At 39.0% G+C, this 17,415-nt stretch carries 13 protein-coding genes and 1 tRNA gene; 8 read left to right on the top strand and 6 right to left on the bottom strand.

Annotation, left to right across the window (positions count from 1 at the left end):
• Positions 1-42: 42 nt before the first annotated feature.
• Positions 43-2,661, bottom strand: a complete 2,619-nt coding sequence (locus tag ASF86_RS09145) for a Lon protease family protein (RefSeq protein ID WP_056481294.1) — start codon at positions 2,659-2,661, stop codon at positions 43-45.
• A gap of 165 nt (positions 2,662-2,826) precedes the next feature.
• Here ASF86_RS09145 and ASF86_RS09140 point away from each other — a divergent pair, with 165 nt between their 5' ends.
• The 4 genes from ASF86_RS09140 to rpmE all read left to right on the top strand — a co-directional run bounded on the left by ASF86_RS09140 (position 2,827) and on the right by rpmE (position 6,942).
• The gene (locus ASF86_RS09140) at positions 2,827-5,013 is read left to right on the top strand and encodes an AmpG family muropeptide MFS transporter (protein ID WP_081407589.1); all 2,187 of its coding nucleotides are present in this window, start codon (positions 2,827-2,829) and stop codon (positions 5,011-5,013) included.
• 2 nt (positions 5,014-5,015) lie between these two features.
• Entirely contained in the window at positions 5,016-5,417 is a 402-nt protein-coding gene (gene gloA, locus ASF86_RS09135) for a lactoylglutathione lyase (protein WP_003650472.1), read from the top strand.
• A gap of 134 nt (positions 5,418-5,551) precedes the next feature.
• Positions 5,552-6,523 (top strand): bile acid:sodium symporter family protein, encoded by a 972-nt coding sequence (locus ASF86_RS09130; protein WP_171252330.1) that lies wholly within the window; start codon positions 5,552-5,554, stop codon positions 6,521-6,523.
• Between the two features lie 194 nt (positions 6,524-6,717).
• Entirely contained in the window at positions 6,718-6,942 is a 225-nt protein-coding gene (gene rpmE, locus ASF86_RS09125) for a 50S ribosomal protein L31 (RefSeq protein WP_003650476.1), read from the top strand.
• Between the two features lie 63 nt (positions 6,943-7,005).
• Here the strand turns inward: rpmE and ASF86_RS09120 are convergent, their stop codons facing one another.
• Genes ASF86_RS09120 through epmB form a run of 3 tightly spaced genes read right to left on the bottom strand, consistent with a single transcriptional unit; the run spans position 7,006 to position 11,891 of the window.
• Positions 7,006-9,117, bottom strand: coding sequence for an EAL domain-containing protein (locus ASF86_RS09120; RefSeq protein ID WP_081407663.1), 2,112 nt, complete (start codon positions 9,115-9,117; stop codon positions 7,006-7,008).
• On the bottom strand, positions 9,114-10,859 hold the full coding sequence (locus tag ASF86_RS09115; RefSeq protein ID WP_056481286.1) for a hypothetical protein: 1,746 nt from the start codon (positions 10,857-10,859) through the stop codon (positions 9,114-9,116). The genes ASF86_RS09120 and ASF86_RS09115 overlap by 4 nt, the downstream gene beginning before the upstream one ends.
• A 15-nt stretch (positions 10,860-10,874) precedes the next feature.
• Positions 10,875-11,891, bottom strand: coding sequence for an EF-P beta-lysylation protein EpmB (gene epmB / locus ASF86_RS09110; RefSeq protein WP_017387929.1), 1,017 nt, complete (start codon positions 11,889-11,891; stop codon positions 10,875-10,877).
• A gap of 73 nt (positions 11,892-11,964) precedes the next feature.
• On the opposite strand from epmB, the gene efp reads away from it, so the two are divergent.
• From efp to ASF86_RS09090, 4 genes are all read left to right on the top strand, one after another.
• On the top strand, positions 11,965-12,534 hold the full coding sequence (gene efp, locus ASF86_RS09105) for an elongation factor P (protein WP_004643557.1): 570 nt from the start codon (positions 11,965-11,967) through the stop codon (positions 12,532-12,534).
• Positions 12,535-12,698: 164 nt separating this feature from the next.
• On the top strand, positions 12,699-14,795 hold the full coding sequence (locus ASF86_RS09100; protein ID WP_056481284.1) for a carbon starvation CstA family protein: 2,097 nt from the start codon (positions 12,699-12,701) through the stop codon (positions 14,793-14,795).
• On the top strand, positions 14,795-15,100 hold the full coding sequence (locus tag ASF86_RS09095; RefSeq protein ID WP_005045994.1) for a YbdD/YjiX family protein: 306 nt from the start codon (positions 14,795-14,797) through the stop codon (positions 15,098-15,100). The genes ASF86_RS09100 and ASF86_RS09095 overlap by 1 nt, the downstream gene beginning before the upstream one ends.
• Before the next feature lie 167 nt (positions 15,101-15,267).
• A tRNA-Val gene (locus ASF86_RS09090) sits at positions 15,268-15,344 on the top strand.
• A gap of 139 nt (positions 15,345-15,483) precedes the next feature.
• Here the strand turns inward: ASF86_RS09090 and ASF86_RS09085 are convergent.
• Entirely contained in the window at positions 15,484-16,353 is an 870-nt protein-coding gene (locus ASF86_RS09085; protein ID WP_056481281.1) for an NmrA/HSCARG family protein, read from the bottom strand.
• Between the two features lie 30 nt (positions 16,354-16,383).
• Positions 16,384-17,319, bottom strand: a complete 936-nt coding sequence (locus ASF86_RS09080) for an NADP-dependent oxidoreductase (protein WP_056481278.1) — start codon at positions 17,317-17,319, stop codon at positions 16,384-16,386.
• Positions 17,320-17,415 lie beyond the last annotated feature (96 nt).

Raw genomic sequence — 17,415 nt, 5'->3', positions numbered from 1 at the left:
TCTAAAAGTAAAAAGGGCCTGTATTTTACAGGCCCTTTTTTATTACTTCTGTTTTAATGCGGCAACTTCTTCTGCATTTTCTTGTGGCAGATCGTTAGCAGTAAGTTCTTCATGCTTCTTAATTTTTTTCTTATTTTTCTTTTTCTTTTTTGGCTCTTCTTCAATTTCAGCACCATCTTCAATGGCTTGCCAATATTCAAGTTGTTCCATCACTGCTGCATAAATTGAATTTTTGCTGTATTTACCCTTTTTATCGAGTGCACCAACCGGACGAGCCATTAAAATTTCAAGTGCTTGATCAATCGTATCAATCGCATGGATATGGAATTGACCGCTGCGAACAGCATCAATAACATCCTGACGTATCATTAAATGCTGCATGTTTTGACGAGGAATAATGACACCTTGCTTACCTGTGAAACCTTGTAATTTACATGCATCATAAAAGCCTTCAATTTTTGCATTTACGCCACCAATTGGCTGGACTTGTCCTAATTGGTTCATAGAGCCAGTAATTGCCCATGATTGATCAATTGGTATTTGGCTAATAGCAGAAATTAATGCTGAAAGCTCAGCAACAGTGGCACTATCGCCATCGACTTGACCATAGCTCTGTTCAAATGCAAGCGCAGCGGAGAAATGTAAAATCTGTTCGCGACCAAAGTGAGCTTTCAAGAAGCTAGACATCAGCAACACACCTTTGGCATGCAGTGAACCACCAAGTTCTACACTACGTTCAATATCAAGAATATCACCGCCACCTTGATAAACAGATGCTGTCAAACGTGAAGGCAAACCAAACTCAACATCTGCATAATGAATAACGGAAAGGGCATTGATCTGGCCTAAACGGTATCCCGACGTTTCGATTAATTGCGTACCACGTGAAAGATCTTGCCAGTAAAGCTCTCTTAAATAGCCCAAACGGTATTGTCGATGTTGTAGAGCTAAATTGATATGCTGTTCAGTGACGATCTTGTCTTCGGCTTTAAACGCATGGTGGTGCGCTTCTCGAATGAGGTCACCTAAAGTCGATGCATGTAATGATAATGAGCTTTGATCTTCTGCTTGGCGGCTCGAATCAGTTAATAAAGCTGCTAAAGCGCTACGATCAAATGGTAATAATTTATCGGCTTGTACATAGTCAGCAATCAACTGCATATAAGCCTGTTCATTCGTTTCATTACGTTGCAGAGTATCGGTAAAATCTGCACGAATTTTAAAGACACTGCCAAGTTCTGGTTCAATCTCTAAAATTTCATAATAAATTTCAGGCTCAGCCATTAAGATCACTTTAATATCGAGCGGAATTGCAGCAGGTTCAATCGAAATGCTGCCAGTTAAAGTCAGCATGTGTTCAAGTGAAGACAATTTAAGCTGCCCAGATTTAAGCGCGCGTTTTAAACCTTGCCATGCATAAGGTTGTTCTAGTAACTGCTCAGCTTCAAGCATTAAAAAGCCGCCATTGGCTTGATGCAATGAACCCGGACGAATTAAGGTGAAATCTGTGATAATTGTGCCGTTATGGGTGAGCTGTTCAACGTGACCAAGTAAATTATAGTGTGTTGGAAAGTCTTCAAAAATAACAGGAGCGCCGCTATTTGGTTTGTTAGCCACAATAACATTAGCTTGATAACGTGCAGGAACACGGTTGAACATTGATGGAGCATAATCATCTTCATCTTGTTCTAAAATCAATTCAACATTATCAATAATATCTTGGGCATATTGTTTTAAGTAATCTTCGAGTCCTTTAACCTGACCATATTTATTTAAAATAAGGTCCATTCTTGGCATAACGACTTGCGTTGCAATATCTCGATTTAACACAGACACTTTGTCACGTGCATCATCTTCTAAATCACCTAAATGTAGACCAAGGCGATCCAGCTTTTTATCCATATAGCGAATATTGGCCGCAATTTCAGCGCGTTGTTTACTATTTAATGCATCAATATCATTTTGGGTAAGTTCTTGAACCTGATCATCTTTGACTTGTACTGGTACAAAACCATGTTTCTCATTACGAGAAATGAGTTTTAAGTCGAGTTCTTCGCCTTCTTTGGTCAGTTCAACAAGTGCTTGCTGTTGTACATCGCCTGTTTCCTGACGGATGCGCTCAATACGGTTATGATAAGTCTCTGCACTAAAACGGCGTTCAAGTTGTTTTAAAATTATTTGCCAAGTTTGTTCATGTGCTTGTTGAAACTTAGTCCCTTGACCTGCTGGGAAACGTAGAGCAATAGGTTGACGTGCTTGTTTGAAATTATAGACATACACCCAGTCATCAGGTGTTGGCATTGTTTTGGCGTGTTGCTGTAACAAACGTTTGATCATGGTACGTTTGCCTAAACCAGCAGTTCCTACGGCAAAAATATTATAGCCTGAGTAGGGTAAAGAAATTCCCGCCTCTACAGATGCTTTGGCACGATCTTGACCTAAAAAGTTATTAAGCGGTTTGATGCGTTTAGTTGAAGCTGGAATTTTTTCAAAATCTGGGATATGCGTAAGTTGTTCGGGTTTTAAAACGGTCTTATCTAAGGTCATTTTTATATCAGGTTGCTCAAAAGCTGAAGGAAATGCATTTACTGTGACGTTTGTGGTGTTTGTTTTGGCGAGTGATAAAGTTGAAATAGTCACTTGATCAAGTTTTTGTGTCACTGTTGATATCCAGCAAAAGAAAACGAAGGTTGAAGGCTAAAGGTATACAGGTTTAGCATAAAATATCAAGCAAACTTGCGGTTTTTATCGCCAAATCCAAAATGTTTGCATAAAGAATCTTGAAAGCAATTGTAAGAAGGGTTTGAATAGGCACATTTATAATTTATGGAAAATAAAAAACGAATGACCACACAAGCTTCGGGTTGGGTCTCGGCTTTTAAAGCATTTTTAGATCGCCGTGCATTAATTATGCTGTTCCTTGGTTTTTCTGCCGGAATTCCAATTTTATTAATTTTCTCTAGTCTCTCTTTATGGCTTGGAGAGGCAGGCATTGATAAAAGTGCAGTCACTTTTTTTAGTTGGGCGGCTCTAGGTTACTCTTTTAAGTTTGTTTGGGCTCCTCTCATTGATGAGTTACCTGTACCTGTTTTAACTAAAATGTTAGGCCGAAGACGTGCTTGGTTGTTAATCGCACAGTGTTTGATTGTCCTTGCTATTTGTATTATGGCTTTTTCTGATCCAGCTTTAGGCCAGAGTTATCTGGTTCAAATGGCAGTAGGTGCGGTGTTGCTTGGTTTTTCAGCAGCAACACAAGATATTGTGATTGATGCCTACCGTATTGAATTAGCAGAAACAGAAATGCAAACAGTGTTGGCATCTACCTATAATGCTGGTTATCGAATCGGAATGATTGTGGCTGGAGCGGGGGCATTATTTCTAGCTGCACATTTGGGAACTGCTAAAGGTAATTACATTTACGAAGCTTGGAAAATGACTTACTTAACCATGGCAGCGGTTATGTTAGTCGGCATTGTAACAACTTTGCTCGTTCGTGAACCTCAGGTAAATCGTGTTTATAAAAACTATAAGAGTAGTGATTATTACCGTTTGGTGTTCGTGTTTTTTGTTGCCGTTATTTCATTTGTAGTCACCTATATTTATTCTGGACAGATAACAGATGCAATCTCGCAAGCTGGAAGTATAAAAGACAACGCAGCATTATTTGGTTTAGAAGCTTTAAGATTTTTAACGGCGACAGCTTGTGCCATTTTTGTGGGCTATTTACTGGTTAAATTTGGTGTAGTTAACCAACAAATGGCTAAAGAGACATGGATTGCACCAATCTTAGATTTCTTTAAACGTTATGGTGTCAAACTTGCATTAGTCTTATTACTCCTCATTGGTTTCTTCCGTATTTCAGACATTATTGCGGGTGTTATTTCCAATGTTTTTTATCAAGACCTTAACTTTAGCAAAGAACAAATTGCCGAAGCAGTCAAAATCTATGGGGTGATATTTAGTTTAATAGGTGGCTTCTTAGGTGGCCTTTTAGCACAGCGTATAAACATTATGAAGCTTATGTTTGTCGGTGCAGTTTTGGCAAGTTCTACCAATTTAATTTTTATTGGACTGGTAAAATCTGGACAGCCATTAGATTCAGTTGATGTAAAAGTTGGTGAGCAAAGCTATAAAGTTCAACCCGATGAAGTAGGTTTGTGGAAGCTTGCGGTACCAAGTTCTAGCTTTAATGGAGTGAAACAAATTGAAGTGAAAGCTGCTTATGCCACACAAAATGGTGTAGCACCTGTGACTCGTACTCAGCCATTACTCACTACTGAATCAGCCAAATCACCTCTACAAATTTTACCGATCATGGGTAATGATCAAATCTATTTGAAAGAGGGAGAAAGGAGTGTTGTGATTCGAGGGCAATACTTCGGGCAAGCTTTAACCCCTACACAAAAAATCATAATTAGTCTTGATGGACAAAATTTTGATGCAAAAATGTCAGATGAAAAAGGTATTTTTAGTGCAGCAATTGATGCGAAAAAATTAGCTTCATCCGCAAGTAAAGAACTCAATGTAGCTGTAGTAGATGGTGAACGGAAAATACTTTCTGCATCTCATCCATATGCTGTTAGCTCAAATCTAAAAGCAGCAAGTGAATTAGATGTAAATATTGAACCCTTAGCTTACGTTGACCCGCTTTCAGGTCAATCAGTTGAAATCAGCGGTAAGGTGATTAAACCATATAGTTCTTTATGGCTTTATTTTGCCATTATTGTCGATAATTTGGCTTCTGGCTTGGCGGGCGCCGCATTTATTGCATTTCTTTCAAGTTTAACGAGTGTGTCGTTCACAGCTGTTCAATATGCGATCTTTAGTTCACTCATGACGCTTACACCAAAACTTTTGGGTGGATATTCAGGTACCATAGTTAGTAATATTGGATATCCAAAATTCTTTTTGATGACCACTCTTATTGGTATTCCAATCTTGATTTTAGTGGTTTGGGTTGGAAAACTGCTAAAAGATCATCAAACACATGAATCAGAAAAGGCAGGTGAATAAACATGCGAATGCTTCATACAATGTTGCGAGTAGGCAATTTAGAACAATCTTTAAAGTTCTATACCGAAGTATTAGGAATGAAGTTACTTCGTAAGCGTGATTATGAAGAAGGGCGCTTTACACTGGCATTTGTTGGTTATGGTGATGAAGAAACCAATACTGTGCTTGAACTCACTCATAACTGGGATACTTCAAGTTATGATTTGGGCAATGCATACGGCCATATCGCTATTGGCGTTGATGATGCTTATAAAGCATGTGAAGAAATTAAAGCACGTGGTGGTAAAGTCGTGCGTGAAGCTGGCCCAATGAAAGGCGGCGTAACGGTTATTGCATTTGTTGAAGATCCAGATGGTTATAAAATCGAGTTGATTCAACAAGATGCTGATGCCAGAAATAACTAAATAAATGACTTAGGCGATTTAAGATTTAGGTCTTAAAAGTCTAGCTTTATTTTTAGAGCCCAGTATGATGAATGTCCGACCAAATGGTCAATTTATCAACTGGGTTTTTTATTTATCTAAAATAATCATAGGATGTGGCTATGTTGAAGTTATTGGCACTTGATCGATTTACAATTTTGTTGGTTGGAATGGTATTACTAGCAACATTTTTTCCAGTCAGTGGTCAAGCAGCGCAATATTTCAATACACTCACCACGGTCGCGATTGCAATATTATTTTTTTTGCATGGTGCGAAGCTGTCTCGTGAGGCTGTAATTGAAGGCATTTTGCATTGGAAAATGCATTTACTTGTATTCGCATTTACTTTTTTTGTTTTTCCAGTGATTGGTTTGTTGGCTAAGCCGATTCTGTTACCTCTACTAGGTCAGCAGCTGTACTGGGGTTTTTTGTTTATGTGCTTTTTACCCTCTACGGTTCAATCTTCTATTGCATTTACATCAGTTGCAAAAGGGAATGTGGCGGGAGCAGTCTGTAGTGCATCTTTTTCAAATTTGATTGGTATGTTTATTACACCAGTGTTGGTTAGCTTTTTTATTTTAGGCCAAAGCCAACATGGGTTCGATCCGACTGCTTCAATTATACAAATTACCTTGTTGCTATTAGTGCCATTTATTTTAGGGCAAATATTACGTCCTTATATTTTTCCCTATATGGCAAAAGTTCCAAGTATTGTTAAAGCTTTCGATCAAGGTTCAATTTTGATGGTGGTGTATGGTGCATTTAGTGGGGCTGTAGTTGCGGGACTTTGGCATCAGGTGAGTTGGAAAACCTTACTTATTCTAACGGTTGCTTGTTCAGTTCTTTTAACCATCATTATGCTATTAGCACTTTATCTACCACGTGTTTTTGGATTTAACCGAGCAGATCAAGTCACGGTTTTCTTTTGTAGCTCAAAAAAGACACTGGCAAGTGGTGTGCCGATGGCGCAAATCTTATTTATTGGTCAGCCTTTAGGCATGATTGTGTTACCTATTATGATCTTTCACCAAATCCAATTAATGGTTTGTGGGGTAATTGCAAATTACTGGGCTAAATCTAAAGATTAATTCGCAAATAAAAATTATTTGACGTATAATCTTGTCCACTTGTTGTGCTTAGCTCTAACCCTAGGGGTTTCGGTGAGCCAAAAGAATGGTCTGTTGTGGTGTTGATCTGCTCATTTTGAGCTTTCCTCGATTTATTTTGAGAGTGATCAATTGCGATAACAGCTTAAGCCTTTCTAAATTAGGAGTAATCGACGATGCGCGCCGATATTCACCCAAAATATGCAACATTAGTAGCAACTTGTTCTTGCGGTAACGTAATCGAAACTCGTTCTGCTTTAGGTAAAGACACTATCTACCTTGACGTATGTTCAGCTTGCCACCCATTCTATACTGGTAAGCAAAAGAATGTAGACACTGGTGGTCGTATCGACAAATTCAAACAACGTTTTTCTGGTATGTCTCGCTCTATCAAGCGTTAATACTGCAAAACGAAACAAAAAACGGGCTTTATGCCCGTTTTTTGTTTGTGGACGACAAGACCATTATTGGTCTTGTACGTCTGTTAATCGATCAAGTTTTTTCTGGAAATAGCGACCTTGTAAGAAACGTGCTTCCACATTCCAAGCGTTAGCAAATAAGTTCATATCATCAAGATCGGCAAGTAAAATCCCTATTGGTTTTACAGTCAAATAGTTCAAAACCTTTTCTTGTAATTGCGCTAAACCAACGTCTGAGTTTAATAGCTCTGTCTTCTTCGATTGTAATTTTAAATATTGAACATCAAGTTGTTGCAATATCGATTCACTATAAATAGAAGATGTGAAATCCCGAATTGAAATTTCTGCGCCGTGTTGACGTAGGCGAGCTATTTGTTGCTGCACAATTGTAAGATGTGGCTGAATCGCTTGTTCTGAAAATTGTAAAACCAATGGGCTTTCTTGCTTACTACCAATAATGGTGAGTAATTTCGAAATCAGCTCAGGGAATGATTTATCTTTGAGTAAGATATCAATATTCAAGTTAATAATCAGTTTAGCTTTCGGGTACTGCGTAATAAAATTATGTAGCTGCTTGCTAGCCTCAACCAAGATCCAACGGTCTAATTGAATAGAAAGTTCGCTATCATCTCTTAATGTGGCTAAATCGTTTAAGTCGTGCCACTGTTCATCTGCAATAAAACCGCTAGTAACTTCATAGTTATGGGTTTCTTGATCATGCTTATCATAAATCTGCTGATATTTTAAATGGATTTCACCCCGTGCTAACTGTTGCTTTAATTGTTGCAATAGAGAGGATTGCACAGGAGCATCAACATTCTGAAGGCTTAGATCAAGTGAGATAGAAGAACTAGTAGGCTCAGGAGAGATAATATCGATAGTTGGCACTAACTCAATTTCTGACTTCGCTTTAGGTAGCTCTTGCTGATTGGTTTGATCGAGTAGCTTTGCAAAACTAGCTTCATCTAAAGGTTCAGTAATTTGCGCATAACTCAGCTTAAACTGGATCGAGTAGTTAAGCTCATTAATCGGTAATAAATGCTCTTTTTGCAAACTTTGCAGACTAGCCAATTGGGAGTTAAGGACTGTACTGTTTTCAGCTTGCAAAACGCCAAGATATGCCCCAAGTTCAAGATTGAAAATCGGCATTTGTGCTTGTTCTTTCAGAAAACTTTGCAGCTGATTAAAATATTGTCCAGGAGTTTGCCAATCGAGTTGAAATATACGTTCTGGGCACTGACTTAATTTAAATAAAACCAATGCATTCGCTTGAGCAGGGTGGGTTGATAGTTGTCGATTAATCTGTTGCCAAGGCGTAATTAACCCATAACTCTTTTCAGAAAAAACTGTATTTGCGGGTGTTTGTAAATCCAGTTGATAGTCAATGGTTAACTGTACGGCGTCTTCTTCCTGACTGGGAATAAATTCAAGTTTTAAAGCATTATTACCTGAAATTGCTGCATGTTGACTCTGGATTTCAAAACGCGCCTGATCAAATTGACCTAATGAAATTTTCTTAAATCTTTGTTTAAAAATATTTAAATCATTGGGTTGTAAAACATCTAATATCGGCAGGCCAATAATCTCTTCTTCTTGCTTAAAGCCAAAAAGATTGAGATATTCTGTATTTGCCTTAACGTGCATGCCTTCTTGAAAAAGGGCAACTGCTTTATGACTGTTATTGACCAATGTTTGTGTATGAGAGTGAATAGTCTCAAGTTCACTGGTCAGGCGTTGCTCAGTTTGCAATAAATGGCTATACGACAAGGTCCGAATAAGCGTGATATAAAAATAATCTAATGGTTCTAATGGAACTACATCATAAATACCTTTATGAATATAAGTCTGATATTGCTGAGGTTGATAGTCTTCAGGTTGCAATAATAAAACAGGTAAATGTGGCTGCTCAGATGCTTGAATAAGAGAGAGGGTTTGTTCAATTTTTAGGTCATAAGCACGACCAAAAATAATAGCATCCCAAGGCATATTTAACTGTTTTTCAAAACTTTTTAGGTCATCAAGCAATAATGCCTGAACTTGATAATCATTCCCCAATAATAAATTTAAAATCTGGTTATAGCGTAGCTGGTTGTCATCAATAATGAGTAAACGTGTTTCAGTACGTTTTAACTTTTTAGATAATAAAGAGTTTCTCACTTTAGTGCTTCCCATAAATCTTGACTGCTAGAGTTGCTATTCTTTTTCATCATGAACTGATCAAGCAGATTTTGTTGCTGCTCATTCAGAAGTTCGAAATGAAATTGAATAAAACTTTGAGTAATGAGTTGTGCTTTGAGTAGATACACTTTGATTTCTTCTGTCCCCAATCGTAAATGAATAGTTTGTTGCTCTCTAAAAATTTGTGACCCCGGTAAAATCAGCGTATTTTGTATTTCTTCTAGGTTTTGTGTTTGTAGTAATAGTGCAGGATGATAATTGCGCGTATGACGCTCAGCTTGAATATGGACTGCGCAAGGGAACATGGCCTGTGACAAAATCTCTAAACCTAACTCTAGGCTTTTTTCTGTCGACTGTTTAATCCAGCGGATTACTCCACCACGCCATTGTCCATGCAAGGTTTCTTTAACTAAAATATATTCACCAGTTCTTAGATTTTTCGGTGCTTCTCCAGACCATTTAATACGATATCCATTGACACTAATATCGAGAACAGTAGTTTGATAAATGGTTTTGCTTTCACGACTTAAGCGTTGATAGGATGTCGTTTGTTGTTCTTTTTTCTCTAAATTTGATAAAACTTTAGATTCACTTTGTAAGTTGTAGTTATTGTTAAGTTGTAGCGTTTCTTCAAAGTTTTTTGCTTTCGAGAGATAGAAATGAGCCGTGCTTAAACCGAAACAAATTTGTAGCTCTGCATTGTATTCATAACGTTCATGACGACGTTGAGCCGTAGTACCTAAAATAGTTTGAACATGAAACTTTAAAGCTGGGCTCAAATAAAACTTTTCATTTTTGGAAATGTATTGCGCATTTTTATGCATGGTTGCAGTGACATGCTCAAGTAAAGCCTGTGTGCCTATAAAAATGTTTGGGCTAAAGTTAGAGCTGCGTTTGGTGTTATAAACCGGCGGATGATCTTTATTTGGATCGACCACATATTTCGTTAATGCTGTATCTTTAGGCAAAATATGAATCATTCTTGCCCAGTCAAAGCTACATTGAAATAATGCCTGAATTTCTGACTGACGAATTTGGTTCGTATTTAAAATATCGAGCAAAATCAGCTGAGCATAAGCTTGAGTAATATTTGCTAGAGGGTGATGTACACCCTGAATATGGTTAATATTTACCAGATGATATTTATGCTGAACAGCAGTTTCATAAAGTTGATGTGCAATTAACCATTGTCCTTTGACCGGTTCACTATAGAGCATATGCTGCTGATATAAGAGATTGGTTAATTGTTGCAGCGCATGGAAAGTCGATAAAGTACGTGCCGTTTGCAAATTCTTTTTTTGTTTATAGGCAAACAGTGAAAATTTTTGATGCTGTAATTGCTCATGGCTATTTTTAGCAATATTTAAATAAATACTGGCAAAATAACAACGGAGCAACATTGCTAATTCAATAATGTGTTCATTACGGTCTGTGCTAATAACGCCTTGGTTAAAAAAGTTTTTTTCTAGGCTTGCAAGAACGTTATTAATGGTGGGATGAAGCGTTTGTATAAGATCGAAACGCAAGGTCTCGCTACATTTTAATTCATTGAGCTCTAAAATGGCTGTGAATAATGCTTTTGACGTATCGCCGAGTTGCATAATAGAAAGGGTAGTGACCCATTCATTAAGATCTTTAATATTGGCTTCACAAAAGCTTAACCGCTCACGAGTGAGTGCGGTTTGATTGTGAAAAATGTCCGATAGTGCATTATTCATCATCACTTATTATATAACTCAAAATGTTGTAGCCCCAAAAAGCGGTGTTTTATTCTTTTCGCCCGCAATTTCCCTGACGAGTTTAGGAACCAAATACCCCGGTAGGTTCGCTAACACATCACGATATATATCATCTATCTCAGATGGTATTAAATCAAAATGTTGTGCACCTTTTACTTTATCTAAAACATGTAAGTAATAAGGCATAACGCGAGCTTCAAATAAACGATAACTTAAATCAATTAATGTCTGTGCAGAATCATTAACACCTTTAAGCAAAACTGCCTGATTAAGTACAGTAATGTGCTCGGCAGATAACTGCAACAATTTTGAACAGGTAAAGTCATCGAGTTCAGAAGCGTGGTTTGAGTGTACCACCAGAATAATACGCAGCCTACTGTTTTTTAATAAAGAAATAAGCTCTTCGTCGATACGGTTTGGAATAACAATTGGAACCCGTGAATGAATTCTCAGAATCTTAATTTGTTTGAGAGATGATAAGCGTTCTAGCCAAAGTGCTAATTTACGATTAGAAAGAGTAAGGGGGTCTCCACCACTCAAAATGATTTCATTAATGTGCGGATTCGCTTCAATATAGTTTTTTATATTTGGCCAATCATCATTTTTCGGTAAATTTTCTTGATAGGGAAAATGACGACGGAAACAATAACGGCAATGTACGGCACAAGCACCCGTCAAAGTCAGTAAAAAACGTGATTGATATTTATGTAATACACCGGGTAATTGATTTGCTGCTTCTTCGCCTAAAGGATCGGTTACAAATTCAGGATGTTCCTCAAGTTCTAAATGATGAGGTAAAACCTGTAGTAAAAGCGGGTCAAAAGGGTTTTTAACGTTCATTTTTCCGACGAACGCGCGAGGAACCCGTAATTTAAACTGTTCAGAAGCCAGAATCGCACCTGATAATAGCTGATCGGTGGATAACTCGAGTAGGTTTAGCAACTCCAAAGGATCTGTAATAAGGTCACTCAGTTGCGATTGCCAGTTTTGCTCTTGGTATAAATAGTTTATCATTTGACACGATTAAGATAATGCAACAACGCATTATATCGCATAGTTGACTTGTTAAGTTTGGAGTGTGCCAGTCATGGCCAATTATTCTACAAATGATTTCAAGCCGGGCCTTAAGGTCATGCTTGACAGTAACCCATGTTCAATCATGGAAAATGAATACGTAAAACCAGGTAAAGGTCAAGCGTTCAACCGCGTAAAATTACGTAACCTTAGAACTGGTAAAGTTTTAGAAAAAACTTTTAAGTCTGGCGATACTGTAGAAGCGGCTGACATCGTAGAAGTAGAAATGGACTACTTATACAATGATGGCGAACTTTGGAACTTCATGGATCCTGTAACTTTTGAGCAAATCGCTGCAGACAAAACTGCAATGGGCGATGCAGCTAAATGGTTAAAAGACGATTCAAATGAAAAATGTACTATTATGTTGTTCAACGGTGTGCCTTTAACTGTAAGTGCGCCGAACTTCGTAGTATTAAAAATTGTTGAAACTGATCCAGGTGTACGCGGTGATACATCTGGCGGTGGCGGTAAACCAGCTAAGCTTGAAACAGGTGCGGTTGTTCGTGTTCCGTTATTTGTTCAGCAAGAAGATAGCGTTCGTGTAGATACTCGTACTGGCGATTATTTAGAGCGTGCATAATAGTTAAAAAATAAACTATTATCGAAGGGATGATGTAAATCATCCCTTTTTTTATGCGAAAGTATAAGAGGAAAAAAATTAAAGGAGGAGTACAGTCACAAGGATTTGATAGAACAGTACATAACAATATAAAAATGCTGTAGTTATTTATTGAGAGGTTAAGAATGGACACAATGCAAGCGAAATCTACGCTTCCCTCCAAGCTGGTCTGGAGCCTAGTGGCAATTATAGGTGCAATTTCTTTTGGGATGCTGGCACTCAGTCGTGGTGAACATGTCAATGCGGTTTGGCTTGTACTTGCTGCAGCATGTGTATATAGCATCGCATATCGATTTTATAGTCTATTTATTGCAACTAAAGTATTTGAATTAAACCCAAGACGTTTAACCCCAGCACATCGTTTAGCCGATGGTCTGGATTATGTTCCCACCAATAAATACGTACTTTTTGGTCATCACTTTGCGGCAATTGCCGGAGCGGGACCACTAGTCGGGCCAATTTTGGCTGCACAAATGGGTTTTTTACCAGGGACAATCTGGCTACTGGTCGGTGTGGTTGTCGCGGGTGCAGTACAAGACTTCTTAGTTTTATTTATTTCAACGCGTCGAGACGGTCGTTCGCTTGGTGAAATGGCAAAACAGGAACTGGGTTCTTTTGCTGGTATCGTTGTAATGCTTGGCGCGCTTGGGGTAATGATTATTATCCTTGCAGTATTGGCCTTAGTTGTGGTTAAAGCACTTGCCCATAGTCCATGGGGTGTTTTTACTATTGCAGCGACTATTCCAATTGCATTATTTATGGGCGTTTACATGCGATTTATTCGCCCGGGACGTATTGCTGAAGTTTCTATTATTGGCTTCGTCTTAATGATGCTTGCCATTGTTTATGGCGGGCATGTTGCAGCAGATCCATACTGGGGTGAGTTTTTCACCTTAACTGGAACACAGCTCACATGGTGCTTAATCATTTATGGCTTTATTGCTTCAGTATTACCTGTCTGGTTATTGTTAGCGCCACGTGATTATCTATCAACCTTCCTTAAAATTGGTGTCATTCTCGGTTTAGCAGTCGGTATTATCATTGCATTACCTGAATTGAAAATGCCAGCAGTGACTCATTTTATTGATGGTACTGGTCCTGTTTTCTCGGGTAGCTTATTCCCATTCCTATTTATTACCATTGCCTGTGGTGCGATTTCTGGTTTCCATGCGCTTGTATCAAGTGGTACTACACCAAAACTCATTGATAACGAAGCAGATATTCGCGTGATTGGTTATGGCGGCATGCTCATGGAGTCTTTCGTCGGTATTATGGCGATGATCTGTGCAACTGTCTTAGACCCAGGCGTGTACTTTGCAATTAATGCACCTGCGGCTGTACTTGGTACAACTGTAGAATCAGCAGCAGAAGCTGTTCGTAATTTAGGATTTGTCGTTACCCCTGAAATGTTAACAGTGTTGGCACAGGAAGTCGGCGAAAGCTCGATTCTTTCACGTACAGGTGGTGCGCCTACCTTTGCGATTGGTATGGCACATATCATTTCGGAAATTTTCAATAGCCGTTCAATGATGGCATTCTGGTACCACTTTGCTATTTTGTTTGAAGCATTATTCATCTTAACTGCTGTAGATGCCGGAACTCGTGCTTGTCGTTTCATGGTGCAAGACACAGTGGGTATTGTTATTCCTAAGATTAAATCTTCTGGTTCATTCGTGGGTAACTTAGTGGGTACAGCAGTTGCTGTAGGTGGATGGGGATTCTTCGTCTATCAAGGTGTGATTGATCCATTGGGTGGTGTTAACTCCTTATGGCCTCTGTTTGGTGTTGGTAACCAAATGCTGGCTTCAATGGCACTCATTTTGGGTACAGTCATTCTGTTTAAAATGAAAAAAGAAAAATATGTGTGGGTGACAATCATCCCAACAATTTTCTTATTCGTGACCTGTATGACTGCAGGTTGGCAAAAGATTTTCCACGAAAATCCAAAGATTGGTTTCTTAGCGCAAGCAAATAGATTTTCAGATGCAATTGCTCGTGGTGAAATTCTTAAACCAGCTAAAACTATTGCTGAGATGCAAAACATTGTGATGTCTAATCAGATTAATGCTGCGCTTTGTGGCTTCTTTATGATTGTATCGATTGTCATGATTATTGCTTCAATTGGTATTGTACGCCGTGCTTTAGCAAGCCCAACACCGACTGTAAATGAATCCCCAGCTGTATATGCTGATCCTGAAGTGATCACCACGCGAGGAGAGTAATGATGAATTTTAAATTTGCAAAGAATGGAACTGTCATTATTGCGAAAATCATCAAAATGACGGTGCTCTCACAAAAAGAGCTATTGCTCTCTCCAAAGAACTGGTCGCGTATTGCAACACTGTGGCAGCGTTTGCAGCAAAGCTTTCGACTCATGGTTGGGGTGCCAGATTATCAAACTTATCTGGAACACATGAAGGCTCATCATTCTGATTTAACACCAATGGATGCTAAAACTTTCTATCGCTATTGTGTCGATGCGCGTTATCCATCGGCTGGCGGTACTTTAAAGAAATGCCCTTGTTAAGTTGAGATTTAAATTCAGCTAAACAAAACGGTATATGGTTAAACCATGTACCGTTTTTCTTTTTTAGAAAATGAAAAAAGTTTGCTTAAAGTCTGCTCATTTGTATTTTTTTCAATTGAAAATCACTTGTTTTGCTTTTGAAAAATGAATATTATGCTTTCCATCTTAGGTGTATAGCTCAGTTGGTTAGAGCGCTACGTTGACATCGTAGAGGTCTCCAGTTCGAGTCTGGATATACCTACCAAGACATTAAAGTCATATAAACTCGAATAGCTTTACATGACTTAAAAAGCCCTAAACTATAATGGTTTAGGGCTTTTTTTATTGCTTTCTATAAACTCATATAGCAGATCGATTCTTATGTGGTCCTAGCAATCGCTCTTTTAAACAGAAGCAATAGACTCACGGACTAAATCTTCATAGGTACGTAGGGGATGTCCTATCATCATCTCTAAATTTTCTACTGTGCCAGCAGCAGCTTGCATCCCAAATGTTTGGATTCCAGCCATCATAAGACGCATATCATAAGCCATCCAGCTAGGGCTAAATGAAGATAATTGCCCTTCAAAAGCAGCGACATCATCCCCGCCATAAGTGATTTTTTGACCTAAAGCTTCACTCCAAATTTTTGCAACCGAATCTCCCGTAAGTGGCTGAGGGCCTACTAATTCGAGTGTAATACGATCAAGTACAGAAGAGGATCGGTCGCGTCTTAGTAATTCAGCGACGGCTACATCTGCAATATCTCGTGCATCGATCATAGAAACGCCAGCAGAACCAATTGGCATTGGATAAACTGAATAATTTTGAACCGCCTGTTGAACCATTAAATCATTTTGCATGAAGTAAGCTGGACGAAGAATAGTGGCAGGGATGTCATGACTTTCAATCATGCGTTCGACCGTATGCTTCCCTGTAAAATGAGGAACATTCGTAAACTTGTCAGCATGTATGACCGAAAGGTATACGATGCGTTCAATGCCAGCTTCACGTGCAAGGTTCAATGTAATTAGGGCTTGGGTCACCTCATCTGGTGTAACCGCATTTAGCAAAAATAGTGTACGTACAGATGACAGCGCTGTACGCATGGAAGAGACATCAGTAAGGTCTCCCACTACTTCAGTCACGCCCTCAGGAAATTCTCGCTTACCCGTTTTGCGTACAAGTGCTTTAACCTCGGCACCTGCATTTGCCAGTCCTTGAATGATGAGTGAACCAATAGTGCCTGTAGCACCTGTAACAAGAATACTCATATTGATCTCCTAGAATTGATACGTAATGGATTAAATTGAAAAATCTGCAACGACCTTACCTATCCCAGAAACGGTACGGTTGCGTTCAATTGCATTTGGAATATCAGTAAAACCGACTACATCACCAATCCTGAATTGAAGTGTGCCGTTTGATACCTCTAGAGCTAATTTTTCTAGCAGTTCGGGATTAGGTTGGTTCATGAACCAGAGCCCTCGACGGTTCGGAGGCATACGGACTAGAATGTCGGGAGATGCAGTGCTAATCACTGTTCCATCAGTTGCCAAGACTTGCCATGAGCGGTCTAGAACTTCTCCCCCGACATAATCAAGTACTAAGTCGATGTCCTGTACAATGTCTTCGAAACGTTGAGTGTGGTAATTAATAACTTCATCAGCACCAAGACTTTGCACAAAACCCAGATCAGCTTTACCTGCAGTAGCAAAAACCTTGGCACCTGCTTGTTTCGCATACTGAACAGCATAAGAACCCAAACCACCAGCAGCACCGTGAATAAGGATTTTTTGATCTGGGTAAATAGGTCCTGCGTAATGTAGGCTGTTCCAAGCTGCGACTGCTGCTACTGGTAGAGCGGCAGCATGTACATCGTTTAAACCTTCAGGTGTAGGGGAAAGGCTGGATTCGCCAATGACTACAAATTCAGCAAATGCTCCTAATCTACCCATTGCACCCATAACACGGTCACCTACACGGAAGCGGAATGTATTTGGGCCAACAGCTTCGATGACTCCCGCCATTTCGGCCCCTAAGATGATTGGTAATGGAAGTGGGAAAGCTCTTTTTACATTCCCTTCACGGACCTTCCAATCAATCCCATTAATTCCTGCAGCCTGCACCCGAACCAGAACCTGACCAGATTCTGGTATTGGTTTCTCAATAGTGGCAATTTCAGTAATTTCCGCACCACCATAATCACGGATTAATACCGCACGTTGAACGTTACTCATTGCAATTCCTAATATCAAATTTCCATAACAAGACATTATTCCATTGCATTTAATAAACAAAGACTATAGAAAATAGACACCTTGTTTTAAAAATGG

It is taken from the genome of Acinetobacter sp. Leaf130 (genome assembly GCF_001423205.1).
In the GTDB taxonomy this organism is placed as follows: Bacteria; Pseudomonadota; Gammaproteobacteria; order Pseudomonadales; family Moraxellaceae; genus Acinetobacter; species Acinetobacter calcoaceticus.
The sequence above is the reverse complement of the archived record's forward strand: the minus strand, read 5'-3'. Positions and strand labels throughout refer to the sequence as shown.